The sequence below is a fragment of the Aminobacter sp. UC22_36 genome (assembly GCF_044056035.1).
Lineage (GTDB): Bacteria > Pseudomonadota > Alphaproteobacteria > Rhizobiales > Rhizobiaceae > Aminobacter.
In genome coordinates this window covers 3,575,883-3,599,609 of record NZ_CP171996.1, presented here as the reverse complement: position 1 = coordinate 3,599,609, position 23,727 = coordinate 3,575,883, and the positions used below count along the sequence as shown (strand labels likewise).

Sequence of the window (23,727 nt, the reverse complement as noted above, 5' to 3'; positions counted from 1 at the left end):
TGTCTGTCTGTTGGCAGTGTTGTGGTGCGGGCGTTGATCAGCGCAGCTTGATGCGCGGATCGATGAACGGGGCGACGATGTCGGCGAGCAGGTTGCCGAGCACGATGGCGCAGGCCGAGACCAGCGTGACTCCCATGATGATCGGGATGTCGACGCGCTGGATCGCCTGCCAGGCGAGCTGGCCGATGCCGGGCCAGCCGAACACGCTTTCGACAACCACGATGCCGCCCATGAACAGGCCGATGTCGATGCCGATCATGGCTATGACAGGCAGGATGGCGTTGGGCAGAGCGTGGCCGAACAGCACGGCGCGCTGGGCCAGGCCCTTGGCGCGCGCGGTGCGGATATAGTCCTGGCGCAGCACGTCGATCATCGACGAGCGCATCATGCGCGAATACCAGCCGGCGCCGAGGATGCCGAGCGTCAGCGACGGCAGCACCATGTGGCTGAAGGTGCCGTAGCCGCCGATCGGAAACCAGCCGAGCTTGACGGCAAAGACGTAGAGCAGCAGCAGGCCGACGACGAATTGCGGTGCCGACACGCCGATGAAGGAGCCGACCATCAGCACCTGGTCGGTGGCGCTGCCGCGCTTGACTGCCGCAATCAGGCCCATGCTCAGGCCGATGACCAGCTCGCAGACGATGGCGCCGACCATCAAAAGCAGGCTGGCCGGCAGGCGCGCCACGATCAGTTCGCTGACCTCCGAACGCTGGATGTAGGAGCGGCCGAGATCGCCGCTGAGCAGGTTGGTCAGATAGCGCCAGTATTGCACGGCGAAAGGCTGGTCGAGCCCGAGCTGCTGGCGGATGCTCTCGACCGTCTGCGGGGTGGCGCTGCGGCCGGCGATCTGGCGCACCGGATCGGCCGGCAGGAGATAGAGCAGGGCGAAGGTGATCAGCGACACGCCGAGCAGGATCAAAGCTGCCTGGATCAGTCGGCGGGTGAGATAGGCGATCATGCCCGGCCTCGCTGCGTCGGGTCGAGAATGTCGCGCAGGGCATCACCGACGAGATTGAAGGCGAGCGCCAGGGCCAGGATCGCGGCGCCGGGGAAGAACACCAGCCAGGGGGCTGCCTGGAAATAGGTCTGGTTCTCGAAGATGATGTTGCCCCACGACGCCGTCGGCGGCTGCACGCCGATGCCGAGATAGGACAGCGTCGCTTCCAGGAGCACCGTCGTCGAGATGCCGAGCGTGCCCCAGACGATGATGGTCGGCAAAAGATGCGGCAGGATGTGGCGGAACAGGATACGCCCGGTGCCGGCGCCGATGGTGCGCTCGGCGTCGATGAACTCGCGTTCGGCAAGCGAGCTGGTTTCGGTGAAGACGATGCGGGCTGTCTGCACCCAGTTGACCAGCGCGATTACCATGGCGACGATCCACAGGCTGGGCTGGAACACGGCGGCCAGGCAGATGGCGAGCAGCAACGCCGGAAACGCCATCATCAGGTCGGTGAAGCGCATCAGTGCCGCCCCGACATAACCGCGGAAATAGCCGGCGGTGATGCCGACGAGCGTGCCGATCAAAAGTGCTGCGCCATTGGCGACGATGCCGATGATTAGCGAGGTCCGCGCGCCGTAGAGAATGCGGGTCAGAAGGTCCCGGCCGAGCAGGTCGGTGCCGAGCCAGAAGGTGGCGCTGGGCGGCAGCGGCGCGCCTTCCAGCGTCAGGCCGTCGAACAGCTGCTCGTTGGGGTCGTAGCCGGTGAGATAGGGCGCGAGCACAGCACCTGCGACGGTGATTGCGATGATCACCAGGCCGGTCAGTGCCAGCGGCCGCTTGACCAGGCGGCGCCAGACACCGGCGCGTGGCCGGGCCGGCACGGCGATGGCTGATATCTCAGGCGCGATGGGACTGGTCAACGCCGGCCTCCTTCTCGGTCTTGGCCTTTTCGGTCAGGGCGACGACACGCCGGGCGGCGTCCTCGAGGCTGACCTGCCAGTTCATGGCGAGCGCGCGCAATTGCGCATAGGCGCGCTCGTCGTCGACGCCGTCCTGGCCCGACAGAGCGGTAACAGCGCGGACAATGGTCTGGCGCTCGGCGACACGCTGCTGCAGTGCTGTGATCTCGTCGGCCAGCTGCCTTCGCGCGGCAAAACTCTGGCGGGCAATCAACAGCGCGCTGTAGACGCCGGCATTGCCGACCGGCTTCAGCAGCTGCGCATCGGCCTTGTGCGACAGCGCCCATTCGATCCGGCCCGGCGCTTCCGAGCCGATCAGCGCGATCGTCGGCATCGGCGCAGCACCCCGCGCCCACGGAAACTGCTGGTCGAAGCCGAGATCGACGTCGAAGAACACGAAATCGGCGGCCAGCGCCTCGGCCGGCAGGTCCGGCCAGCAGTCGACAACCTCGAGGCCGATCGCCTGGAGCTGGCGTGATATGGCGCTGACGGTTGCATGCGGGCGGTGCAGCACGAATGCCCTGGCGCCGCCGAGATTGGGGATATGGGCGGCCCGGCTCATGACACGACCTTGAGCCGCTGGCGGCCGAAGGTCTTGGCCCGGTCGTAACGCGAGAGATAGGGGTCGGGGGCGACACGCTCGATATGGCTGACGCGTTCGAAGCCGAGCCCCGAGATGCGGCCGATCTCGACCGGCAAGGTCGCATGCTGGGTCTGCGGGTCGACGGCGATGGTGCCGAAGGGCGTGGCAAAACTTGTCTTGGCAAACGCCGTGGACAGTTCGGCGAAACCCGCGCCGGGATTTGCCTGGAGCACCTTGGCCAGCACCATCACGGAGGCATAGCCTGATGCCTCGAAGGACGACGCCGGCGTCTGGGCCGTGGCCGTGGCGGCGTCGCGGAAATAGGGCCCGACCGAGAGGTGGCCGCTTCCGGCAGCACCGATCGCCGGCAGCTCGGCCTCGGTCAGGTTGCAGGACAGGATCGGGCAGCTCTCCCACGCGAAATGCGGGTCGCTGCGGGCCAGTTCAGCGTAGGCGGCGAAGAAGGCGTAGGACGAGGTGCCGATCAGATTGTTGAGGATGAAGGACGGCCGTGTCGCTTTGATCTCCTCGATCAGCCTGGAGACGTCGGCATCGCCGATCGGCAGATAGCGCTCGCCCAGCACCTTGCCGCCGGCGTCGGCGATCAGGTCGCGCGCGACGCGGTTGGTTTCCCAGCCCCAGATATAGTTGGAGCCGAGCAGGAAGCCGTTTGCGCCGAAGCGCGGCACGACATGGGCCAGCAGCGGCACCAGATGCTGGTTCGGGCAGGCATGCATGTAGACGACATGCTCATTGGCCTCGAAGCCTTCATAGGGGCAGGCATACCACAATGCCGCCCCCGACTTCTCCAGCACCGGGATGACCTCCTTGCGGCTCCACGACGTGACGGCGCCGACGACATGGCGCGCGCTGCTCTGGCGCAGGATCTCGTCGCACAAGGGTGCGTAGCGGTCGATATTGCCGCCGGGGTCGCGCTCGATGGCAACCAGCTCGATGCCGCTTGCGGGATCGGCATTGACATCAGATATGGCGCGCATGGTGCCCGCATGGCAGGCATTGGCGACCAGCTGATAGCTGCCCGAGCGCGAATACAGCACGCCGATTTCGATGCGCGACTTCAAAAATTCCTCCCAAAAACAAAAATGCCCCGCAGCCACCGCCGGGAGGCGAGGCATACGAGGCATGTTTGCCACCCGGCAGTCGGGGCCGGTATTTTGACGTCAGCGTAGCGTGTCGCGCCTGCCAGTCAAGGGGGCCTAATGCAAATGCATGGATCTGGGCAAATGCATGGATCGGCGTCGTGTCATGTCAGATCTGGTGGCCGAGCAGCGCCAGGCCGAGACCGACCAGGATCGAGCCGCAGGCCTTGGGCACGATCCAGCCGGCGTCGCCCGATGCGACGCGGGCAAGGGTGGCCGAGGCGATGCCGACGGCAGCAATGTCGGCTGCCGAGAACACCAGGTTGACGAACATGCCGAGCAGCAGGAATTGCAGCCACAGCGGCGAGGCGGCTGTCGGGTCGACGAATTGCGGCAGGAAGGTCAGGAAGAACAAAGCGGTCTTCGGATTGAGGACCTCGACGATGACGCTGTCGCGCAGGCTTTGTGACGCGAGGCTGGGCGAGGCGGGGCTGGCAGCGTCGCCGTGCGATTTGCCCCAGCCCATGAACATCTGGAGGCCGAGCCAGACGAGATAGGCGGCACCGGTAAGCTTGATTGCCTGAAAGAGCATCGGCGCCTGCTCGATCAGCGAGGTCAGGCCGATGGCCGCGGCGAAGATGTGGACGTAGCAGCCGACATGGACGCCAAAGGCCGCCATCAGCCCGGCGCGGCGGCCGAGGGCCACCGTCTGCGCCGTCATGTAGAGGATGGCCGGCCCCGGCATGCAGGCGAAGGCCAGCGTTGCCAAGGCAAACGGCAACAACAGTTCCAGCGACGGCATGTCGGCTCCTCCCCAATGATGCGATCGCTGGGAGGAGTAGGCTCGTCGCTGACGTGAAGACATACGACAGATGCCGTATTTAGAGCGCGCCCGGCCTTGGCTAATCTGTTGATGGTTAAGCAGATATTGACTGCTGATCGTGATCGGAGGGTTGCCCGCGGAGACGGCGTCGCGCGGCCGTCAGGCCGTGGGCAAACCCAGGCGAACCGCATAGGCGGTCAGTTCGGCGGCACTGTGGAGATTGAGCTTGCCCATCAGGTTTTCGCGGTGCTTGCGCACCGTCAGCGGGCTGATGCCCAGCCGTTCGGCGATTTCGCGCGCCGTCAGCCCTTGCGCCACCAAAGCGAGGATTTCGCGCTCGCGCCGGGTCAGCGGCACCGGCGACAGGATGTCGGGCACAGCTGGCGGCCTGCCGTTGCCGGACGCCTCGCCGACGGCGAAACGCACGGTCCGGGCAAGGTAGGTTCCGCCTTTCCTGACCGCCTCGATCGCCTCGCCGAGTTCCTCGGGGTCGCCGTCCTTGGTCAGGTAGCCGCTCGCGCCCGCCTCGAGTGCTGCGCGCACCGTCCGCGGCTCGATATTGGCGGTCAGGACGATGATCTTCAGCCGCGGCACGAGCTCCCTGATGTCGGAGATGAACTGGATGCCGGCAACTCCGGGCATGCCGAGGTCGAGGAGCAACAGGTCGGCGCGCGTCTTGGTGACCTGCTCCAGCAGGGCCTCACCATCGGCTGCTTCCGCCACCACCGACATGTTGTCCATCGTCGAGATCAGCATCTTCAGCCCTTCGCGCACCAGCGCGTGGTCGTCGGCGAGGATGAAGGTGAGAGGGCGGTTCATGTGGTCACCATTCATGATGAAGCGATGCGAGTCGGTAGAACGCCAACTTATGGGAAATAAATTGCCGGTAGATCAACTGTCCCGGGAAGGACAGATTGTGCGATCTTCATCCGGCACTTCAGGGGAATCGGATGCAGGAAGACAAGATACGCCAGGCTCTGGTCGAGCTTCTCTATCGCAATTCATATGGCGTGGTCATTTCCAACATCGTCATTTCGCTCGCCGCCGTCTACGTCTTGCGCAGCGGCATTTCCACACCATGGCTGGCGGGATGGCTCGGCACGCTTTATGCGCTGACTGCGCTGCGCGTCTTTGCCTCCCGCCGCTTCTTCAGCCGGCCGCGCGATTCACAAACGATCATGCGATGGGCATGGCTGGCGGCCGCCTTCTCCTGGGTCTCGGGATTGTTGTGGGGCATATTCGGGTGGGTCGGCTTCCTGCCGGAAGCGCCGCTTCTGTTGTCCTTCACCGTGGTGGTGCTGACCGGCCTCGTCTGCGGCACGGTGCCGTCGCTTTCGGCCTTTCCGCCGGCGCTGATCGGCTCGATCCTGGCGACGGTGTTGCCTGTCGCAGCCCGCGTCATCACCAGCAGCAGCGCGATTTCGGCGGGCTTCCTGTTCCTGCTCGTCTCGCTCGTCGTGATCAATTTCTACTACTGCCGCATCACCTACCGAATGCTGCGCGAGACCATCAGCCTGCGTATGGAAAATGAAAGGCTGGTCGAGCACCTGCAGGAGGAGCGCGATCGGGCGCAAACCGCCGACCGCGCCAAGACCCGCTTTCTGGCCGCAGCCAGCCACGATCTGCGCCAGCCGATCCATGCGCTGAGCCTGCTCGTGTCGACGGTCGCCGTACTGGGGCAACGCGGCAATGTGCCCGCCGAAAAGGCCCGCGACCTTGCCGGTAGGGCCAAATCGATCATTGGCAATCTGAGCGGCCTGCTGAACGCGCTTCTCGATATCTCCAAGCTCGATGCCGGCATTGTCACCGTCGCCCGCGAAACGGTGGGGCTGCGCGAACTGTTCCGCGATTTCCGCGAGGAATTTGCCGCGGAAGCAAAACAGCGTGGCCTCAAATGGCGGGTGGTGGACAGCGACCTGAAAGTCGAAAGCGACCCGATGATGCTGAAGCGCGTGCTCAACAACCTGCTGACCAACGCCTTTCGCTATACGCAAAGGGGCGGCGTCGTACTTGGCTGTCGCAAGCGCGGCGATCTTGTCGAGATCCAGGTCTGGGATACTGGCCCCGGTATCCCTGATGACCAGCAGGCGATGATTTTCGAGGAATTCGTGCAGCTGCAGAACCCGGCCCGGGATCGCACGCAGGGCCTTGGGCTCGGCCTCGCCATTGTTCGCCGCACAGCCGAATTGCTGAAACACCCGCTGAGGTTGAAATCCACGCCCGGACGCGGCTCGATGTTTTCGATCACGGTTCCCGAAGCCCACGCGGCGAAAGCCCCGGTCCCCCAGCGCGAGGCGAGGGCAGCGGCGACAGCCGGCGGCATCATCGTCGTCGAGGACGAGAACGACATCCTCGAGGCGATGGAGCAACTGCTCACCATCGAGGGACACCGCGTCTATGCCGGGCGATCGGCGGCGGAGGCCCAGGCGGTGCATGCGGCGGCTGCCATGCGCGGTGACGCAACGGTCGACCTGATCATATCAGACTATCGGCTGGCGCATGGGGCGACGGGGCTGGAGGCGATCCGGAGGCTTGGCGGCTATCTCGGCCACGCCGTGCCGTCCATCATCATCACCGGCGATACCTCGCCGTCACGTTTGAAGGAGGTGAGCGCAGGCGGCAGCCGTATTCTGCACAAGCCGATATCAGACGCGGAACTCCGGCAGGCGATTTCAAGCGGCGTGGATTGACGGCACGGCGGTCAAGGCTGGTCGCTAAAATTACGCACGAAGCGAGTGCCAGAAATTGTCTGGAAAGCAACGCAGCTGTCTTACACGTCACGCGCGTTCGTCCGGGCGCCGTCGAATCTCGATGATGGTTTTCGAGAACGCGACCGCGCCCGGGAGTTTCATGAGGCGATAGCGACCGTTCTCACGCGTCCCGAAAGACCCCAGAACAAGACGAAACTGCTGATCACCGTAGCCGGGGCGGAAAGCAGCTCCCATCCAGGCACCAGCAAGAGCCCGATGCCAAGTGCCACCGCGCTGAACCAGGCAACCATGCCGGGCGCATAATAGGCGGGGAATTCGTCATCTGACCGTTCGCCTTCCTCGCCGGCGCCGTCATGTTGTCCGCACAGGATATATGCCAAGGCAACACCGACCCAGGCGACAACAAATATCCCTTGGTAGGCGAGGGCGATGAGAATGTACTGGAATATATTTGCAAGCATCACGAAGTAAACGATGATGCCGACGATGATCGCCCAGACATATTTCGGCATTTCCAGCTTGAACACCAATCTGAAGAATGCCTGCATGTTGACCGTCGACAGATAGAAGTTGGTCGTGTTGATCCGGGTCTGGCTGATCCATACGAACAGCAGGCCGAGAGCGCCCATCATCACGATCAGCGCCTTGACGACGGAGACTTCCGACGTCGCGCCCTCGAGCGGGATCGTCTGCACCAGGAAGATGCCAACCAGGCCGTTGACGAAGTAAGTCAGCGTGTAGAACGGCAGGCCGAAATTGAAGACGGCGTGGTAGTTCTCGTCTTCCTTCTTGCCGAAGCGAGCAAAGTCGAAGGTGCACATCATCATCCACCACACGCCCATGAAGGCAATGAAGACGTTGATCCAGCCATAGGGCGGGGCGCCGCCCGCCGGCGTCATGGTAAGCCACGCATTGCTGTAGCCGTAGTGGGAAATGGCGTAGACCACCGTGCCAAGCAAGCCGAGAAGATACAGCGGCAGCAGATAGCCGTTGAACTTGTCGAGCCAATGCTGGACGCTGCCGAGGATCAGCGGCACGCTGTAGATGCAGACGATGAGGGCTGCGACAGCGAAGGTCAGGCCTTCAAAGTAGTATGTCGCCGCGGTGGCGATGACAGAGCCTTCGAACACGGCGTAATAGATGCTTGAGACCGCGTAGATGAAGGTTGCGATCGCCGATCCGTAGCGGCCGAACAACAGCCTGGAAAACAGCGACACCGACAGGCCCGAGCGGATTGCGTAGCGGGTTATCACGGCATTGATCGCCGAATAGGAGATAACCGTCAGTATCAGGCCAATGATCGTGTTGGCGGTGCCATAGATTTCGGCGAGCGTCGCCGAGATGATGAGAAAGAACATGGCGCTGCAGATTGCCCAGAAGGCCATCGTCAGATTGAGCTTGGGCATGCGGCCACTGGGTGGAACTGGCCGTTGCGAATAGTCTAATTCCCCTGCGACATCGAGACTTCCAGACATGGTTCATCTCCAGATTTTTTGATTATTGCCAGACTTCTTGATTCTGATCGTGCAAACCCCGTTGGCGAAGAAGGCAGCAAGCCTGCGAGAGCTTGCTGCCTTCCCTTGATCAGGCGACCTTCAGGGTCGCATTGGCGGCCTGGCCCGATGCCGTCCAGTAGGGAACCGTCCGCCGCTTCAGCATCTCGCGGAACTCGGCGGTGGTCTTGGGAAGAAGCTCGCCCGAGCCCCAGTCGACGATGACGCCGTACTGCCGGATCAGATCGAGCATGTTGAGCTTCTTGTCACGATAGAGGGCTGCGATTTTCGCGGCGTCTTCGTTCAGCCATTCTTTGCGATGGCTGGCGATACGCGCCCGTTCCGCCAGGGTCGCGTTCTCGTCGATCTTGTATTCGTCGAGATCAATGTCGACCGCATGAACGATGACGCCGTAGTCCTTCTTGGCCCGCTCAATGGAGACATAGCCTTCGACCACGTCACTGAGCACACTCTGGATATCGCGCTTGAGCGGATCGCCAAGGCCACCACCGCCAGCCGAGGGGCGTTGAACGGTGTCGCCCTGCTGCAGCGGCACCCCAGAAAACAGCGAGCCGAGGTAGCGCTCCGTCTCCTGGCCGGGATTGACCCAGACGCCGTGCGGGATGGACGGCAGTCCGCCCCACAGGCCCCAGGTGATCGAGCGTTCGCGGTCACAACAGTATGAAACCACTGTGCGCTCGCAGGCGTAAAGCGTGCCGCCCTTCTGGACACCGAGGCCGCCGCGGAATTCGCCGGGACCACCTGAGTCAACCATCAGCTCATGGCAGGTCGTCAACACAGGCGACAGGCGTTCCTGGCCTTCGAAGGGCTGGGTTCCGAGCTGGACGCCGAACACCGGGCCGGTGGCGGCCCAGCCGTCACGGCCGTTGCGCGCACCCCAGCCGCCGACCATCCAGTCGTACCACATGAAGTACGGCTTGCCTTCGTGACGTGTGTCGCGTCCGCCGATCAGCAAATAGTCGAGGTTGAATGTGCAGGCCATGGCGCGCTCCGGCAGAACCTCCGCCCAAAGCTCAAACACCGCGTTCATGATCTTTTCGAACGGGCCTGACGCGAAGCCAGCGACCGGCGTCGGCCATTCGGCATTGACGACCGAACCGAGCGGGCCGGCATCGACAGTCACCACCCGGTAGAAGCCGGAGTTCATCGGAATGTCGGGCGACTGCATCTTGGTTCCCGCAACGACGGCAGCGAACGCGCCGCCATAGCAGCAATTCAGGAACGAACCGACAGTCTTGGGATGTGACCCGGTCAGGTCATAGTGGACGTGGTCGCCATCGATGGTCATCTTGACCTTGATGGGGACGAGGCCTTCGCCCTCGTCAGGATCGACATCGATATAGTCGATGGTTTCCCAGGTGCCGTCAGGAAGCTCCGAGATGCGCTGGCGCGTCATGTCCTCGACGTAGTCCTGGACCTCGTTGAACGACTTCTTGATCGTGTCGACGCCGTACTTGTCGCACAGGCGCTGGACCTCGCGTTCGGCCAGGCGGCAGGCCTCCGCCTGAGCCTGGAGGTCGCCGATGATGTCGCTAGGCGCGCGCGTGTTGTGGGCGATCAGCTCGGCGACGTCGGAAAGATACACGCCTTTGCTGTAGACCCGGACCGGGGTGATACGCAGGCCTTCGGCCATGTGATCGAGTGCGTTCACGTTGAACGAGCCGGGAACGGCGCCGCCGACATCCGCCCAATGGCCGTTGGCCTGAGCGTAGCCGAGCAGTTCGCCCTTGTAGAACATCGGGGCAAACAGGCGGGTGTCGTTGAAGTGGGTGCCGCCCTGGTAGACGTCGTTGATGACGAAGACATCGCCAGGATGAACGTCATTGCCGAACTTCTTGATCACCGCCTTGGCGGTCAGGTGAAGTGTTCCGACGTGAGCGGCGATATCACCGCTGCCTTGCATGATCGTGTCCCCGGTCGGGTCGCACAATGCCGAGGAGAAGTCGCGGGAGTAGATGACGAACGAGTAGCAGGTGCGCAGGATCTGCTCGGCCATCTGGTCGACGATGTTGACGTAGGCGTTCTTCAGAACTTCGAAGGTAACTGGATCGAGCGTACGGCGATCTTTTTTCGGTGCCATTTCCAATCTCCAATTCAAATTTGTGTGGCGATAGATGCTTCGTTCACGACTGCTGCGGAACGTGCATCCTGATGATCAGGTATTCGTCCACTTCGGCCTTGATGCCGGGCGGCACGACGATGGTGGAGTCGAGCTGGTCGATGATCGCGGGGCCGACGACAACCGCACCTGCATGCAGGGTCGAACGGTCGTAGATCGGCGTCTTGATACGCTCCGGCGCTTCGTCGAAACGGACCAGGCGTTCGCCGACGGGGGCAGGCAACGGAGCGTTGCGCAGTTCGTGCTTGGCCAGCTCCGCCTTGCGGTTGAGGCCGGTGGCTTTGACCTGGATGCGGCACACCTCGACCGGGGCGTCGGGCCTCGAGTAGTTGTGCTCGCGGCCATGTTCTTCATGGAACTGCCTGACGGCCTCGTTGAGGTTGGTGATGTCGGCGCTGACCGGGATCGACATGGAGCGCCACTGGCCGAGATAACGCATGTCGATGTAGCGCTGGAACAGCATCTGCTCGGGCGAGATATCCTCGCTCAGCAGGCGGTCGTGCCCGTCTTCTTCGAGGACGCGGAAGGCACTGTTGAGCTCGGCCATGTCGATGCCGCTGACCGTGTCGGTGTACATCTGGGTGATGTCGTGGGTGATGTCGACAAGCAGGCAGCCCATGGCCGACGTGACACCAGGGTTCGGCGGGATCAGCACGACAGGGATGTAGAGGTCGCGGGCCAGCGCCACGCCATGTAGGGCACCCGCACCGCCGAAGGCCACCAGCGCGAAGTCGCGCGGGTCGTAGCCCTTGCGCAGCGACACCAGACGGACGGCGTCCGCCATGTTGGCGTTGGCGACCTTCAGGATCGAAAGTGCCGCTTGCTCCGCATCCATGCCGAAAGGCTCGGCAATGACGCGGTTGATCGCACCTTCCGCAAGCTTGACGTCCAGCTCTACCTTGCCGCCGGCGAGCTTGGTTCCCAGGCGCCCGAGGAACACGTTGGCGTCGCAGTTGGTCGGCTCGGTTCCACCCTGATTGTAGCAGACCGGGCCCGGTGTCGAGCCGGCAGATTGCGGTCCGTTTCGAAGCGCACCAGCCGTGTCGCGCCAGGCCAGCGAGCCGCCGCCGGCGCCGATGGTCAGCACCTCGATGCTTGGGAAGCGAATCGGATAACCGTATTCGACATGCCAGTCATTGGTGACGTGGAGATGGCCGTCGGAGCAAAGGCTGATGTCGGTGCTGGTGCCACCCATGTCGAGGCTGATCGAGTTCTTGTATCCAGCCAGTTCGGAGATAAAGCGGCTGGCGATCGCGCCGGCGGCGATACCTGACGCGGCGAGGCGTGCCGCGAATTTGGTGGCGCCCTTGGCGGTCATGACGCCACCGCCCGAATGCAGCAGCAGCACATCGCCGGCATAACCACCGGCCTGCATACGGCTTTCGAGCTCGGCGCCATATTGTCCCGCAACCGGCCCAAGGACGGTGTTGGCGACGGTGGTGTTGAAGCGTTCATGCTCGAAGATCTCGGGCATGATGTCGCTCGACAACGAGATCGAAACGCCGGGCAGTTCCTCGAGCAGGATGTCGCGCATCCGCTGCTCGTTCTCGGGATTGACGAAGGAATTCACGAAGCAGACGGCGATGTTGTCGACGTTGCGTTTCCTGATGACGCGGGCGAGTTCACGCGCCTCGGCTTCATTGACGCCCTCGATGACCTTGCCCGAGTAGTCGATGCGCTCTGATACCACCAGCCGGTCGCGGCGCGGCAGATAGGGCGGGGCCATTTCCTTGTAGGTGTCCCAGAGATCGTCACGCGTGCCGCGGCGGATTTCGATGACGTCGCGAAAACCCTTGGTCGTGACCATGATGGCGGGCGGGAAACGGCGGGTGATCAGCGCGTTGGTGGCCAGCGTCGTGCCATGCGAGAACAGGATGATGTCGCGAAGTGCTACGCCGCCTGCCTCGATGCCCTTGAGCACGCCGTCGATCGGGTCCGGCGTCGTCGGCGTCTTGGCGACATGGATCTTGCCGGAAGCCTCGTTCAGGATGCACACATCGGTGAATGTGCCGCCCACATCGCAGGCCACACGCACCGCAGTGCCAAATGTCTCTACCTTGTTCACGTCCAGTTCCTCCTCAGGCTGATGTTGTCTTGTGCTTCCGCCGGGCGGAGCCGTTTTGGCAAAGCTCCGCACGTCTGGAATCCTTACGGAATCCCAGGGAATTTGGGGTGCGAGCGACTGATGTCGCTCGAGGCGGCAATGGGTATTGTCAGCGTCGTTGCTGTCTGCGCAGCCGAAGAGATGGGGCGCGCAGCGCACTGGTGGTAAAACGCAAAAAGGCCCCGGCGGAGATAACCCGCGGGAGCCTTTTTGCTCTGGTCTCAGCCCGCAGCGTCGCAGGCCTGATGTCGATGATCATCCGCAACTTCCCGATTTCTGTCAACCGGCATTTCATCTGGTCGGCGCAACACCAGGCAAAGCGACCTCCTGTGCGGTTTGCCGGCTCGCCTGCGACTGTCCGACAGCGTTTCCGGCACTGGGGTCAACCATGTCATTGGCCGAATGTCGCTTGCCGGGGCGCAAGCGAGTTGACGGGCCAGATGGCTTCAGGCACAGTTTACGTAAGGACAGCGATGTCCCCATCAGTCGAGCAAAGGCGCTTGCTGCGGTTACCCGCGCTGGGCGCTTTTTTTGTGTCGAGTTCGCGGATGAACAATCTGACGGAGTTGGCAATTGATGGCGACAAGAACCGAGGAGCCGATGAAGGTCGGCGTGTTGTTCTCCCAGACCGGCGTCACTTCGGTGATGGAACGCAGCATGCTGAATGCGACGCTGTTTGCCATCCACGAGGTCAATGAAGCAGGCGGCATCAACGGCCGCGAGCTTGTCGCCGTCCATTACGATCCGGGCTGCGATGCGGTTGCCTATCACAGCCTGGCCAACAGGCTGCTTGTCGAGGACGGCGTCAGGATCATCTTCGGCTGCTACATGTCGAGCACGCGCAAGGCCGTGCTGAAGGCGGTCGAGCACCGCAACGGGCTGCTCTGCTATCCCGCCCAGTATGAGGGCTTCGAATATTCGCGCAACGCCATCTATTGCGGTGCCGCCCCCAACCAGAACAGCGTCCAGCTCGGCGAACATCTGCTCAACCATGTAGGCCAGCGCTTCTACATGGTCGGCTCCGACTATATCTGGCCGCGCGAGTCCGACCGCATCATGAACGAGATGCTTGTCAAGCATGGCGGCGAGGTGGCCGGCCGCGGCTATCTCAAGCTCGACGCCAGGCGCTCGGCCTACAAGCCGCTGGTAGCGGACATCAAGCGCAAGCAGCCGGACGTGATCTTCTGCAATTTCGTCGGCGAAAGCATCGTCCATTTCTACCAGGCCTTCGCCGAAGCCGGCCTCGATGCGAAGGCGATGCCGATCGCCAGCCTGACGACCAGCGAGTCCGACATCCAGGCGATGGGCATCGATGTCGGCGCCGGCCACATCACCTCGGCCAGCTATTTCCAGTCGGTCGGGGGCCTGCAGAACGAACGCTGCGTCGAGCGCTACAAGAAGAAGTTCGGCAGCGATGCTGTGACCAACATGTGCTGGGAGGCGGCCTATTTCCAGGTCCATGTCGTGGCCAATGCGCTGCGCAAGACCGGCACGGACGATGTCGAGACGCTCAGGCCGGCCATCCTCGGCTCGGAATTCGACGCCCCGCAAGGACGCATCCGCATCGACCCCGACAATGCCCATACCCATGTCTGGCCGCGGGTGGCGCGGGCGCGCGAGGACGGCCAGTTCGAGATCCTGTCGAAATCGGCAACGGCTGTCCGGCCCGATCCCTATCTCGCCAGCTACAACCCCGAGGAATGGGGGAGCGCCTGGCCATGCATTCGCTATGACCCCGTGCCGAGGGGCATGGGAACAAGAAACCGAACGACACCACAGGCAGGCGTTGCAACCGACGACATTGCCGTAATGAGGACCAATGGTATCACGTAGCCCCAACGTGGCGCCGCATGACGGATCAGCGCCGATCCAGATCAAGGACATACGCTCGCTGCGTGTGCTGCTGCTGCAGCCCAAAAGCAGCGAGGGCGAGGAGCTTTGGCAGCACCTCAACCGCATCGGCTGCCAGGTCCAGACCAATTGGCCGCCGCCGGCCGAAATTCCCGCCAACATCGACGTGGTGTTCGCCTTCATCCGCCCGCTCGTCGAAGGCGGCATCACCTGGAACTGGAACGCCGACGATCCGCCGGCGGTGCTGATCGCCATCGTCGACTATGAGAACCCGATCATCGTCGAGAAGGTGCTGCGGCTGCGGGCGCAAGCGGTGATCGGCCTGCCGCTCAGAACCTTCGGAATCCTCGCCAACATCCTTCTGAGCGTCAACAACCACCGGCGCGAGGAGCGGCTGCGCATCCGCGTCGAGCGGCTCTCCGCCAAGCTCAAGGCGCATCGCGACATCGACAAGGCCAAGGAGATCCTGATGGCCACCAACAAGGTGTCGGAGCAGGTCGCCTACGAGACCTTGCGCGAGCAGGCGATGAACAAGCGCACTACCATCGAGGCGATCGCGCTCGCCATCATCAATGCCAGCGACGTGCTCAAGCTGCCGGTGAAGGAGACTGTGGACGTTGCCTAGCTATCTCCGGACTGATGCGCTTCTTAGTTGCTTCGGTCGACCTGATATGCCAGCAGCCCGGGCCTGTCGCGCATCGAATGTCGGTGCGCCGCAGCACCCTCGACCCCGAGAACTCCCCCCCAGACTCCCATTGACATGACCGCCTAAATCCCTGACGCTTTACCCCATCACGCCCGCACCGATGCGGGCCGATGGCAGAGCAAAAAAGCTCCCGCGGGTCACCCCGCCGGGAGCTTTTTGCGTTCTGGACACAGGAGGCGGGCAGCCTTGCGCCGTCGCGGAGGTCCGCAGACCACTGCAGTCGCGCCGACGTGCAAACGGGTTGCCGGAATTTCGGGGGGCGTCGGAATTTCGGGTCGGGCCGTCGCTGCGACGGGGCGACAGATGCCGGCGACAGGGGGCCCGACGAGGCCGGCGACATGGGCATTTCAGGAGGTGACGCGCATGACAATATCAGGCCTCGACTTCGGCGGACGCGACATGGCCGACGCAGCTCAGGCGTTGAACCAGGACCCGCACGCGCTGCGCGGAGCTGCCGGCAACCGGCTCGAAATGGCGATCGGCCGCGAGGTCAGGGCCTGCAGGCGCAAGCATGGCATGACCATCATCGAGCTGGCACGCGCCGCGGGCCTGTCGCTCGGCATGATGTCGAAGATCGAGAACGGGATCATCTCGGCATCGCTGACCACGCTGCATCAGCTGTCGCGCGCCTTGGCCGTGCCGTTGAGCGTATTGCTGAAACCGTCCGAGGAACTGCGCGACGCCAAGTTCGTGAAGGCCGGTTTGCAAACCGAGCGCTGCGGCACGCGCGCCGGTCATCGCCCGCTCGGCTACGTCGTCCCTGATGCCGCAGGTGTGTCGGTCGAACCCTGTCTCGTCACCCTGACTGATGACGCCGACCGTCCCGCCTTGCGCCAGCATGCCGGCATGAAGTTCATCTATCTACTGGAAGGCGAGATGGCCTGGCGCCACGGGATGGCACTTTACGGCATGGCGCCGGGCGACAGCCTGTTCTTCGACGCAGCCGCCCCGCACGGCCCCGATCAACTGCTGACACTGCCGGTCCGGTTCCTCTCGGTCGTGTCATGCCGGCCGGCAGGAAAGGGCTGAGCGACGGCCCATGCAGCCGTTCCATCGCACGCGAATGGCGCAACGTGCCAATGCCATTGTGCGCCAAATGCCATCGGGCAGATGGGGGCAGATCGATGCCGCGGGGAGAAAAAAATGGTCGGAGTGGAGAGATTCGAACTCCCGACCCTCTGGTCCCAAACCAGATGCGCTACCAGACTGCGCTACACTCCGAAATCACATTTCGACGCCGTGCCTAGTGGCTTCCGCTCGACATGGCAAGGGCAAAAAAGCCAAAACCGGCTTTCGTCTTGCGGCTGGGGCGATTGCGCAGTAAATGACGGGCGCATCTGGATGTCCGCGCTCGGCGCGGACTCACGTATGAGGGAAGTATGTCCGCGCGAATTTTCAGCCCTGCCAAGACCGCCATGCAGTCGGGCAAAGCCAAGACCGGGCACTGGGTGCTCGAATTCGACGCCGAGAAGCCGAAGAAGATCGACCCGCTGATGGGCTACACCAGCTCCGGCGACATGAGGAGCCAGATCCGGCTGACCTTCGAGACCCGCGAAGAGGCGGTCGCTTATGCCGAAAAGGAAGGCATTGCCTTCCGCGTGCAGGAGCCCAAGGAAGCCAAGCGCCGGCAGATTTCCTACTCCGACAATTTCCGTTATGACCGCAGGACGCCCTGGACGCACTGACGTCTCAAGGCACGATCACGCCGGCCTGTCACGGGCCGGCCAGCGGTCCCGTAGCTCAGCTGGATAGAGCACCGGCCTTCTAAGCCGATGGTCACAGGTTCGAATCCTGTCGGGATCGCCATAATATCAAGCGCTTAGACATTGGCTGCGCGGTGAGCTGCTGGCCTCGGCAGATGGACGGCTCCAGCCTCCCCTCACGTCTTGTTCCGTGCCGCGCGAACCCGATCCGGCAAGCCGTCATGATCGCCGAGCTCGCGCTGCGGTGCGTCGTCCCACCAGTCGTCGCGAATCGCCTTGCGCTCGAGGTTGACCGGATAGACGATCCGGTTCTCGTCCTTGTTGGCTTCGCCGACCACCAAGAGGCGCACTTCGGTGTCGGTGTTGTTGAGGAAGCTGTGCGCCAGGCCGGTGCCGGCGGGGAAGCCGACGGAATCGCCCGGCTTCAGGCGGTGCAGCACCCCGTCCAGCCAGACGTCGGGTTCGCCGTCGAGCACGTGGACGAATTCTTCCTCCAGGCTTTCGGCATGCGGAAACGAGGTGCGCCGGCCCGGCGGCAGCCTGATATGGTGGATGCCGAGCCGCTCGAGGCCGAAATGGACGGCGAGCGGTGCGCCGAGCCCCCTGAGCTCCGATGTGCCGATGAAGGTTTCACCGTCGGGCTTTTCGAGCTCGGTCCAGTGGGCGATTTCGGAAGGGCGGCCGGATGCAGTCATGTCGATCTCCCCGAAGAGCTTGCCAGGTTCGCAAGGCAAACGTCGCGATGGCGACGCTGCCTGTCAATATGAGGTAGCGGGACGAGTTATCCTGGCGGCGATTAGGCGGAGCAGCCTTGCCTGCTGCCCGCCATGCCCGCCATCAGCCTAAAGCATTCGCCGCCTGCAGGCCTGCGGCGATGTCTTCCCTGAGGTCGGCCACGTCTTCCAGGCCGATCTGCAGCCGGATGATCGGGCCTTCATAAGGACCGTTGGCGATCTTGCGGTCGGCGAGGCTGACCTGCACGGCGAGGCTTTCGTAGCCGCCCCAGGAATAGCCGAGGCCGAAGATCTCGAGCGCGTCGAGGAAGGCATGCGCCTTTGGCGTGCCGCCGCCTGAAAGCACCACGGAAAAGATGCCGCTCGAGCCGGAGAAGTCGCGCTTGAAGAGTTGGTGGTCGGGGTGGCTTTCAAGGCCGGGGTGCAGCACGCGGGCGACACCGGGCTGGCCTTCGAGCCAGCGCGCGATCTCGAGCGTGCTCTTCTGGTGATGGGCAAGCCGGACGCCCATGGTGCGCAGGCCGCGCAGCACTTGGTAGACATCGTCGGGACCGGCACAGCAGCCGAGCGTGACGAAGGCGTCGTGCAGTCGCGGCCAGCAGGCGGCATTGGCCGACACCGTTCCGCTCAGCACGTCCGAATGGCCGGCCGGATATTTGGTCGCGGCGTGGATGGTCACGTCGACACCGAAGTCGAGCGCCTTGAAATAGAGTGGCGTCGCCCAGGTGTTGTCCATCATGACGATGGCGCCAGCGGCGTGTGCCGCCTTTGATATGGCCGGAATGTCCTGGATCTCGAAGGTGTTGGACGCCGGCGATTCGGTGAACACCACCTTGGTGTTCGGCCTGATCAGCGCCGCAATGCCTGCGCCGACATGCGGATCGTAATAGTCGACCTCGACGCCGAGGCGCTTGAGCATGGTGTCGGCGAAATGGCGGGTCGGCAGATAGACGGAATCGGTGATCAGGATGTGGTCGCCCGACGACAGGAAGCCGAGCAGGGGAATCGTCACCGCGGCCAGCCCCGAGGGCACGGCGATGGTGCCGGCCGAACCTTCGAGCTCGTCTATGGCGTGGCAAAGGGCGTCGCTGGTGGGCGTTCCGCGGGTGCCATATGTGTATTTTTGAGCACGCGCGGCCATCGTCGCTGCGTTGGGGAACAGAACTGTCGAGGCGTGCACGACCGGCGGATTGACAAAGCCATGAAAGCCGTGTGGATCGTGCCCGGAGTGCGTCAGCCGTGTGTTGACACCTTTGATCCTGCCATTGTCTCGAGTCATGAATCCGCACCCTTTCAGTGAAGACGCCAGCCATAATGCGACGGCACGACCCGTGCAACCGCCGCAGGGGCCCGTTCGGCTGGGCCAGATCTGGCCGGCGGGTTTTGCCGGGCGGCTGTGGGAGACGGTGGCGTTTTCCTCGCGTCGCATCCGGCGCCGTCGAATAGCCGCGCCGCAGCCGGTGTGGTCGCGCGGGCTGACGTTGCTGCTGCTCTGCGGCGCCGTTGCTGTCGCGCTGTTATTCTCAGTCGATTCGGCGGTGATGAACTTCATGCTCAGCAACCGCAACGGCTTCACCGCCTGGCTGGCCTGGCTGAGCGATATCGGCAGGTCGGAATGGTATCTCATCCCCGCGCTGCTGGTTTATCTCGCGACGGCAGCCGCCGATTGGCGCGGCGTCGGTTATGGCCTGAAAGCCCGGCTGGTGACGCTGTTCGGTCAGGCCGCCTTCGTCTTTGGCATGGTTGCGTTCACCGGCATTGCGGTCAACATCGTCAAGCTGTTCTTCGGCCGCGCGCGGCCGGCCTTCTACGGCGAATACGGCGCCTATCATTTCGACCCGTTCGTGGTGACGCGCTATTCCTCGAGCTTTCCTTCGGGCCATGCGACGACCATCGGCACGGTGGCGGCGATCCTGATGATCTGGTTCCCGCGTCACTGGCTGCCCATCGGTATCGTCGGCCTGATGCTTTCCGCTTTGCGGATTCCAGCCGCAGCGCATTATCCGTCCGATATCACCGCCGGCTTCCTGTTCGGCCTGGTCGTGACGATTGTGGCCGCGCGATTCTTTGCCGTGCGCCGTGTTGGCTTCAGGCTGGTGGCGGGAAAGCTGCTGCCTGCAGCCACTGGTTTTGGCAGACGAAAACGCGCCGCCGGCTAACGTCTTCGAAGTGAACGCGACATAGGCCGTAGCAATCATTCCCGCTGATTTCTAATACTAAAGGCGCAGCCGGCTGCGCCGGGCCTTTATTGCTTGACCTAATAAGAATTATCGCCTTCGATGCATCCGTGAACCGGACTGCAGCAAAGCGCGCCGGCAAGGACGCGCAATCCGGATTTGGGCCGGATAGGGGATGCTGAGTTCACAATTCAAAAAGGCAGGCAAAAAGCCTGTAAAAAACAGAAGGGTTCGTGGGTCATGAAGTACATCATTTCAGGCATTCTCGGGGCAGCCACGCTCGGCATGGTGGCGACCGCCGCATCTGCCGGCACCCTTGAGGACGTCAAGGCTAAGGGCTTTTTGCAATGCGGCGTCAGCACCGGTCTGGCCGGCTTCTCTTCGCCGAACGACAAGGGCGACTGGGAGGGGTTGGACGCCGACTTCTGCCGCGCGGTGGCTGCGGCGGTCTTCGGTGACGTCACCAAGGTCAAGTTCACGCCGCTCTCCGCCAAGGAGCGCTTCACTGCACTTCAGTCGGGCGAAATCGACCTGCTGTCGCGCAACACCACCTGGACGATCAATCGCGATACCGCACTCGGCCTCAACTTCGTTGGCGTCACCTATTTCGACGGCCAGGGCTTCATGATCAACGCCAAGAAGCTTCCGGGCGTGAATTCCGCACTGCAGCTTTCGGGCGCTGCCGTTTGCGTGCAGACCGGTACCACGACCGAGCTCAATCTCGCCGACTACTTCAAGGCGAACAAGATGGAGTACAACCCGGTCGTTTTCGAGAAGCTGGAAGAGGTCAACGCCGCTTATGACGCCGGCCGCTGCGACGTCTACACCACCGACCAGTCGGGCCTCTATGGCATCCGTCTGACGCTCGGCGCGCCGGACGATCACGTCGTTCTGCCCGAGATCATCTCCAAGGAACCGCTCGGACCTGCCGTGCGCCAGGGCGACGACAAGTGGTACCACATCGTCAAGTGGACCTACTTCGCGCTGCTGACCGCCGAAGAGCTCGGCATCACCCAGGCCAACGTCGAGGAAATGAAGGCGTCGGGCAATCCCGAGGTCAAGCGCGTGCTCGGCACCGAAGCTGACACCAAGATCGGCACCGATCTCGGCCTCGGCAACGACTGGGTCGTCAACATCGTCAAGGCCGTGGGCAACTACGGCGAAGTCTTTGAACGCAATGTCGGCCAGGGCAGCAAGCTGAAGATCGCCCGTGGCATCAATGCGCTCTGGACCAAGGGTGGACTGCAGTACGCGCCGCCCATCCGCTGATCCGAAGTCTCACCCGGAAGGCGGCGAATCCGCCTTCCGGTTACTCTTTGCGAGGGACTTCCGATGGCTACGCAGGACATACCCCATGACGTAGGGGGCGGCCGCGCGTCGCTGCTCTACGATCCGAAGGTGCGCGGCATCTTCTTCCAGATCCTCGTGGTCGTTGCGCTGACGGCGTTCGTCTACTGGATTATCGGCAACACGATCGAGAACCTGAAGCGCGCCAACATCGCGTCGGGTTTTGCCTTTCTCAACGGACGCGCCGGTTTCGACGTCAGTGACACGCTAATCGCTTTCGATTCCGATTCGACCTATAAACGCGCGCTGCTTGTCGGCTTGATCAATACCGTCGTCGTGGCTGTGGCCGGCATCGTCACCGCCTCGATTCTCGGGTTTCTCATCGGCATCGGCCGGCTGTCGCAGAACTGGCTCATCCGCAAGATCTGCACCGTCTATGTCGAGGTCTTCCGCAACATTCCGCCGCTGCTGGTCATCTTCTTCTGGTATTTCGGCGTGCTTTCGGTGCTGCCTTTGCCAAAGGAGAGCATCGAGCTGCCATTCGGTTCGTTCCTCAACAGCCGCGGTTTCTATTTTCCGAAGCTGATCTGGGGCGAAGGATCGATGCTGGTGCCGGTGGCATTGCTGCTTGGCATCGGGATGTCGTGGTTCGTTGCCCGGCGTGCCCGTCAGCGGCAAATGGCGACAGGTGCGACATTCCCTGTGTTCTGGACCTCGTTGGCCCTGATCATCGGTTTGCCGTTGCTGGCGCTTGTCGCGACCGGCTTTCCGCTCAGCTTCGATTTCCCGCAGAAGTCGACCTTCAATCTGACCGGCGGCCTGCAGATCAAGCCGGAGTTCCTGGCGCTGTATCTCGCCTTGTCGTTCTACACGGCAGCCTTCATCGCCGAGATCGTCCGTGCCGGTATCCGCGGTGTCAACAAGGGACAGACCGAGGCCGCTTCGGCGCTCGGACTTCGTTCCGGCCATACGCTCAGGCTGGTGGTGGTGCCGCAGGCAATGCGTATCGTCATTCCGCCGCTGACCAGTCAGTTTCTCAACCTGACCAAGAACTCGTCGCTGGCGATTGCCATCGGCTATCCGGACCTCGTGGCTGTGGGCGGTACAGTGCTTAACCAGACCGGACAAGCGATCGAGATCGTGGTCATCTGGATGGTCGTCTATCTTGGCCTCAGCCTGATCACGTCGGCTTTCATGAACTGGTTCAATGCCAAGATGGCCCTGGTGGAAAGGTAGGAGGCGGACATGTCGCAAAACGACCTTCATTACGTCCGCACCGAAATGGCCTTGCCGCAACCGGCACCGCTTCGCGAGCGCGGACCGGTGGCCTGGGTCCGCAAGAACCTGTTCGCCAACCCGTTCGATTCGGTGCTGACAATCATCGGCCTCGTCGTCGTGGCGATGATCGTGCCGCCACTCTTCAACTGGGCATTCGTGAATGCCCAGTGGACGGGAACGGACCGGACCTTCTGCGCCACCGTGGCCCAGGGCGGCATCCAGCCGGACGGCTGGTCCGGTGCCTGCTGGGCATTTGTCCATGCCAAGTTCGGCCAGTTCATGTTCGGCCGCTATCCCTTGGAGGAGCGCTGGCGGGTCATGCTGGTGGCGATCATGTTCGTGGCCCTGCTGGTGCCGCTGCTGATCCCGCGCGTGCCGCGCAAGGGGCTGAATGCCCTGCTGTTTTTCGTGGTGTTCCCGATCGTTGCCTTCATCCTTCTGCTCGGGGGCATGTTTGGACTGCCGCATATCGAAACCCCTCTGTGGGGCGGGCTTCTGGTGACGCTCACGCTGTCGTTTGTCGGCATCGTCGTGTCATTGCCGCTCGGCATCATCCTGGCGCTTGGACGGCGTTCCAAGATGCCTGTGGTGAAGATGCTCAGCGTGATCTTCATCGAAACGGTGCGTGGCGTGCCGCTGATCACCGTGCTGTTCATGGCGAGTGTGATGCTGCCGCTGTTCTTGCCGGCAGGCGTCAGCTTCGACAAATTCCTGCGCGCCTTGATCGGCGTGTCGCTGTTTGCCTCGGCCTACATGGCCGAAGTGGTACGCGGCGGCCTGCAGGCAATCCCCAAGGGCCAATATGAAGGGGCGGATTCGCTCGGCCTCAGCTACTGGCAGAAGACCGGGCTGATCATCCTTCCGCAGGCGTTGAAGCTGGTCATTCCCGGCATCGTCAACACCTTCATCGGCATGTTCAAGGACACCAGCCTCGTCTACATCATTTCGATGTTCGACCTGCTTGGCGTCGTGCGCCAGAACTTCTCGGATCCGGCCTGGGCCTCGCCCCAGACCCCGTCGTCAGGGCTCGTCTTTGCGGCGCTGGTGTTTTGGATGTTCTGCTTTGGCATGTCGCGCTATTCTATTTATATGGAACGCCGGCTCGACACCGGGCATAAACGATAACGAACAACAAAAG

At 62.9% G+C, this 23,727-nt stretch carries 20 protein-coding genes and 2 tRNA genes; 10 read left to right on the top strand and 12 right to left on the bottom strand.

Annotated elements, in window-relative coordinates:
- Positions 1 to 37 precede the first annotated feature (37 nt).
- From ACHMW7_RS21045 to ACHMW7_RS21020, 6 genes are all read right to left on the bottom strand, one after another.
- A complete protein-coding gene (locus ACHMW7_RS21045; RefSeq protein ID WP_395447419.1) occupies positions 38 to 958 on the bottom strand; it encodes an ABC transporter permease in 921 nt (306 codons plus the stop codon).
- Positions 955 to 1,860, bottom strand: a complete 906-nt coding sequence (locus tag ACHMW7_RS21040; RefSeq protein WP_395447418.1) for an ABC transporter permease — start codon at positions 1,858 to 1,860, stop codon at positions 955 to 957. The genes ACHMW7_RS21045 and ACHMW7_RS21040 overlap by 4 nt, the downstream gene beginning before the upstream one ends.
- Entirely contained in the window at positions 1,838 to 2,461 is a 624-nt protein-coding gene (locus ACHMW7_RS21035) for an ANTAR domain-containing response regulator (RefSeq protein ID WP_395447417.1), read from the bottom strand. The genes ACHMW7_RS21040 and ACHMW7_RS21035 overlap by 23 nt, the downstream gene beginning before the upstream one ends.
- The gene (locus tag ACHMW7_RS21030; protein ID WP_395447416.1) at positions 2,458 to 3,564 is read right to left on the bottom strand and encodes a transporter substrate-binding protein; all 1,107 of its coding nucleotides are present in this window, start codon (positions 3,562 to 3,564) and stop codon (positions 2,458 to 2,460) included. Before ACHMW7_RS21030 ends, ACHMW7_RS21035 begins: the two co-directional genes overlap by 4 nt.
- A 187-nt stretch (positions 3,565 to 3,751) precedes the next feature.
- Positions 3,752 to 4,384: a LysE family translocator gene (locus tag ACHMW7_RS21025; protein WP_395447415.1), complete on the bottom strand. Its 633-nt coding sequence runs from the start codon at positions 4,382 to 4,384 to the stop codon at positions 3,752 to 3,754.
- A 180-nt stretch (positions 4,385 to 4,564) separates the two neighbouring features.
- Positions 4,565 to 5,224, bottom strand: a complete 660-nt coding sequence (locus ACHMW7_RS21020; protein ID WP_395447414.1) for a response regulator — start codon at positions 5,222 to 5,224, stop codon at positions 4,565 to 4,567.
- A gap of 131 nt (positions 5,225 to 5,355) precedes the next feature.
- Here ACHMW7_RS21020 and ACHMW7_RS21015 point away from each other — a divergent pair, with 131 nt between their 5' ends.
- Positions 5,356 to 7,095 carry an ATP-binding protein gene (locus tag ACHMW7_RS21015; protein WP_395447413.1) on the top strand — a complete coding sequence of 580 codons (1,740 nt, stop codon included), beginning with the start codon at positions 5,356 to 5,358 and terminating at the stop codon, positions 7,093 to 7,095.
- A 158-nt stretch (positions 7,096 to 7,253) separates the two neighbouring features.
- Here the strand turns inward: ACHMW7_RS21015 and ACHMW7_RS21010 are convergent, their stop codons facing one another.
- The 3 genes from ACHMW7_RS21010 to ACHMW7_RS21000 form a co-directional block, all read right to left on the bottom strand.
- Entirely contained in the window at positions 7,254 to 8,591 is a 1,338-nt protein-coding gene (locus ACHMW7_RS21010; protein WP_395447412.1) for a purine-cytosine permease family protein, read from the bottom strand.
- A 109-nt stretch (positions 8,592 to 8,700) separates the two neighbouring features.
- The gene (locus tag ACHMW7_RS21005; protein WP_395447411.1) at positions 8,701 to 10,710 is read right to left on the bottom strand and encodes a hydantoinase B/oxoprolinase family protein; all 2,010 of its coding nucleotides are present in this window, start codon (positions 10,708 to 10,710) and stop codon (positions 8,701 to 8,703) included.
- A gap of 43 nt (positions 10,711 to 10,753) precedes the next feature.
- Positions 10,754 to 12,814 (bottom strand): hydantoinase/oxoprolinase family protein, encoded by a 2,061-nt coding sequence (locus ACHMW7_RS21000; RefSeq protein WP_395447410.1) that lies wholly within the window; start codon positions 12,812 to 12,814, stop codon positions 10,754 to 10,756.
- Between the two features lie 615 nt (positions 12,815 to 13,429).
- Here ACHMW7_RS21000 and ACHMW7_RS20995 point away from each other — a divergent pair.
- The 3 genes from ACHMW7_RS20995 to ACHMW7_RS20985 all read left to right on the top strand — a co-directional run bounded on the left by ACHMW7_RS20995 (position 13,430) and on the right by ACHMW7_RS20985 (position 16,439).
- On the top strand, positions 13,430 to 14,686 hold the full coding sequence (locus tag ACHMW7_RS20995) for a transporter substrate-binding domain-containing protein (RefSeq protein WP_395447409.1): 1,257 nt from the start codon (positions 13,430 to 13,432) through the stop codon (positions 14,684 to 14,686).
- The gene (locus ACHMW7_RS20990; RefSeq protein ID WP_395447408.1) at positions 14,673 to 15,329 is read left to right on the top strand and encodes an ANTAR domain-containing response regulator; all 657 of its coding nucleotides are present in this window, start codon (positions 14,673 to 14,675) and stop codon (positions 15,327 to 15,329) included. Before ACHMW7_RS20995 ends, ACHMW7_RS20990 begins: the two co-directional genes overlap by 14 nt.
- A 444-nt stretch (positions 15,330 to 15,773) precedes the next feature.
- Positions 15,774 to 16,439, top strand: coding sequence for a helix-turn-helix domain-containing protein (locus ACHMW7_RS20985; protein WP_395447407.1), 666 nt, complete (start codon positions 15,774 to 15,776; stop codon positions 16,437 to 16,439).
- A gap of 115 nt (positions 16,440 to 16,554) precedes the next feature.
- Here the strand turns inward: ACHMW7_RS20985 and ACHMW7_RS20980 are convergent.
- A tRNA-Pro gene (locus tag ACHMW7_RS20980) sits at positions 16,555 to 16,631 on the bottom strand.
- Positions 16,632 to 16,789: 158 nt separating this feature from the next.
- On the opposite strand from ACHMW7_RS20980, the gene ACHMW7_RS20975 reads away from it, so the two are divergent.
- Together ACHMW7_RS20975 and ACHMW7_RS20970 are read left to right on the top strand one after the other, a co-directional pair.
- Positions 16,790 to 17,095, top strand: coding sequence for an ETC complex I subunit (locus ACHMW7_RS20975; RefSeq protein WP_395447406.1), 306 nt, complete (start codon positions 16,790 to 16,792; stop codon positions 17,093 to 17,095).
- Between the two features lie 44 nt (positions 17,096 to 17,139).
- Positions 17,140 to 17,216 (top strand) — tRNA-Arg (locus ACHMW7_RS20970).
- 73 nt (positions 17,217 to 17,289) lie between these two features.
- Here ACHMW7_RS20970 and ACHMW7_RS20965 read toward each other — a convergent pair.
- Positions 17,290 to 17,808 carry a cupin domain-containing protein gene (locus tag ACHMW7_RS20965; RefSeq protein WP_395447405.1) on the bottom strand — a complete coding sequence of 173 codons (519 nt, stop codon included), beginning with the start codon at positions 17,806 to 17,808 and terminating at the stop codon, positions 17,290 to 17,292.
- A gap of 142 nt (positions 17,809 to 17,950) precedes the next feature.
- Positions 17,951 to 19,126 (bottom strand): cystathionine beta-lyase, encoded by a 1,176-nt coding sequence (locus tag ACHMW7_RS20960; protein WP_395447404.1) that lies wholly within the window; start codon positions 19,124 to 19,126, stop codon positions 17,951 to 17,953.
- Between the two features lie 52 nt (positions 19,127 to 19,178).
- Between ACHMW7_RS20960 and ACHMW7_RS20955 the strand changes: the two genes are divergently transcribed.
- The 4 genes from ACHMW7_RS20955 (at position 19,179) to ACHMW7_RS20940 (ending at position 23,714) form a co-directional block, all read left to right on the top strand.
- Positions 19,179 to 20,006: a phosphatase PAP2 family protein gene (locus tag ACHMW7_RS20955; protein ID WP_395447403.1), complete on the top strand. Its 828-nt coding sequence runs from the start codon at positions 19,179 to 19,181 to the stop codon at positions 20,004 to 20,006.
- A gap of 258 nt (positions 20,007 to 20,264) precedes the next feature.
- Positions 20,265 to 21,293 carry an amino acid ABC transporter substrate-binding protein gene (locus ACHMW7_RS20950; protein WP_395447402.1) on the top strand — a complete coding sequence of 343 codons (1,029 nt, stop codon included), beginning with the start codon at positions 20,265 to 20,267 and terminating at the stop codon, positions 21,291 to 21,293.
- Positions 21,294 to 21,356: 63 nt separating this feature from the next.
- The gene (locus tag ACHMW7_RS20945) at positions 21,357 to 22,547 is read left to right on the top strand and encodes an amino acid ABC transporter permease (protein ID WP_395447401.1); all 1,191 of its coding nucleotides are present in this window, start codon (positions 21,357 to 21,359) and stop codon (positions 22,545 to 22,547) included.
- Positions 22,548 to 22,556: 9 nt separating this feature from the next.
- On the top strand, positions 22,557 to 23,714 hold the full coding sequence (locus tag ACHMW7_RS20940) for an amino acid ABC transporter permease (protein WP_395447400.1): 1,158 nt from the start codon (positions 22,557 to 22,559) through the stop codon (positions 23,712 to 23,714).
- The last annotated feature ends 13 nt before the right edge of the window (positions 23,715 to 23,727 follow it).